The sequence below is a fragment of the Peterkaempfera griseoplana genome, assembly GCF_001418575.1.
Lineage (GTDB): Bacteria > Actinomycetota > Actinomycetes > Streptomycetales > Streptomycetaceae > Peterkaempfera > Peterkaempfera griseoplana.
Window position 1 is genome coordinate 648 of sequence record NZ_LIQR01000631.1, and the last position, 2,012, is coordinate 2,659.

1 protein-coding gene and 1 pseudogene are annotated in these 2,012 nt (G+C 75.0%); both read right to left on the bottom strand.

What is annotated here, in order from left to right; translation table 11 throughout:
* Nucleotides 1-336, bottom strand: a 336-nt coding sequence (locus AOK09_RS42850; protein WP_245687609.1) for a PucR family transcriptional regulator ligand-binding domain-containing protein, incomplete at its 3' end; no start/stop codon positions are given.
* A gap of 233 nt (nt 337-569) precedes the next feature.
* Nucleotides 570-2,012, bottom strand: a pseudogene (locus AOK09_RS34400) (ATP-binding protein); the annotation flags it as partial.

A 2,012-nucleotide genomic window follows, 5' to 3' on the forward strand; every position in this document is an offset into this window, starting at 1 on the left:
CCGCAGCAGTGGCAGGCCCCGCTCCGCGGCCGCCTCGACCAGCGGCCGCGGAACCTCGGCGTGCGACAGGCCCACGCCCAGCCCCAGGCCCACCACTCCGGCGTCGGCGAGCCGGTGCACATAGGCCCGCAGGGCCTCGTCGCCGTCCCCGTCCGCGTTGCCGCCCAGCTTGATCCCGGTGGTCAGCAGCAGCTCCCCGCCCTCCAGATAGGGGGTGGGGTCGTCCAGCTCGCTGGTGTGCACCCAGCGCACCGGACGCTCCAGCTGGTCCTCACCGGCGAGGACGGTCAGACGGAGCGAGGAGTTGCGGACCAGGGAGGCCAGAGTGGGGGGCATGACACCTTCGGTCGGGCATGCCGCACCGCCCGGCCCGGCACCGCATCCTCGCGGTGCCCGCGGTACGGCACGGCCGGCGGAACAGGGCAGGACGTGCTCGTCACGATTATGGACGGTCCGCACAACCGCCGCCACGAAGTCCTCCACAGCGGAGCAGCGACGGCCCCGAACGCCCGGCGGCAGCTGAGCAGGGACGCGCGCCGCCGTTCCGGTCGCCGAGCGGCCCCCGCCGCTCAGCTGCGCAGATCGACCAGCAGCGGCGGTACCTGTGCCCCCTCCACCGTGGTCAGCGACACCACCGCATGCCCCGACGGCAGTGCGTGCGCCAGATCCGAGGACGACCACAACTGCCGCTCCACCGACCGGGTGGTGACGCTCTCGGTCTGCACCGGGGTCCCCGCCAGCAGCCCGCGGAAGGCCCGCACCGAACGCCGCAGCAGCCCGCCGGAGGTGTCGGGGGTGTGGGTGACCGCCTTCTCCTGCACCCACACCGTGCCCCAGGCCTCCGCGAACAACCTGCCGTCCCACGGCGCGATCCCGGGGAAGGCCATCCGGCAGCCGACCGCGCCGAACAGCGGGGCCCGCAGCGCCTCCGGCAGGTCGGCCAGGCTGCGCAGCGCCAGCAGCGCCCCAGCATTGGCGCCGCGCATCCGCTGCAGCCCGCGCACCGTGTGGCTGTCCACCGCCGCCGAAGCGTCGTCGACGATCAGCCCCGCGAAGAGCGAACGGTCCCGCCGTCCCCCGGCGGCCTGCACGAACTGCCCCACCACCAGCCGGGCCAGCATCCGTGCCGCCTCAGGATGGCTGTGCTCGGGCAGCTTCACCCGGACCCGCAGCGGATGGTCCAGCGCGCGCATGGCGAACGGCGGCTTCTCCCGGCCCAGTTCATGAGCCGAGGGGTTGAAGCAACCCGCGAAGGCCGGGCGGTCCAGCAGCGTCAGACGGTCCGCGAGCAGCGTCCCGGGATCATCGGCACGGCCGTGCTGGCGCTCCCTGTGCTGCAGGTCGTGGCGGTGCGCCTCCAGCCGTCCGGCGGCAAGCAGCGCCTCACGCAGCGCGGACCAGGCGTCGGGCTCACCCAGCAGCAGGTCACGCAGCTCCTGCACCCCCGGGTAGCGGTCGTGCGCGGCCAGGAAGGGACCCACCACCTGCTGCAGCGTGGTGCGGGCGCCCTCGGCGCGCAGCGCCAGCTCGTCCGGCAGCAGCGCGTCGGCGAGCCGGGCGGCGGCCTCGTCGCTGCTGTGGGCTGCGCCGTAGAGGTCCAGGCCGTACGCCGACTCCGGGTCGCCGGGCGCGATGACCACGTCGTAGGAGCTGTCAGGGCCCAGATCCGCGTCCGCCGCCCCGACCGCCACCACACACGCCGTGTTGGCCAGCGCCTGCAGGCAGAGCGCCTCCACCACCGGGCGGACCAGCAGCGCCGTCTTGCCGGTGCCCGCCGGGCCCACCGCCAGCAGTGACGTCCCCAGCAGCGACGGGTCGAGTGCGAAACCGCCCCCACGATGGGTCGCCGGGTTCTTGGGGACGTCCTGGACCGAGCCCAGGCGCACCTGCCGGGCCAGCAGGTCGTGCCGCGCGTACCGGTGCACCAGGTCGCGCTCCGCGGAGGGGTGCCCGCAGGCCGCCGCGCCCCGGGCCTCCACCTCGTCCGCGAACTGCCGCAGCCGGCCGGGGTC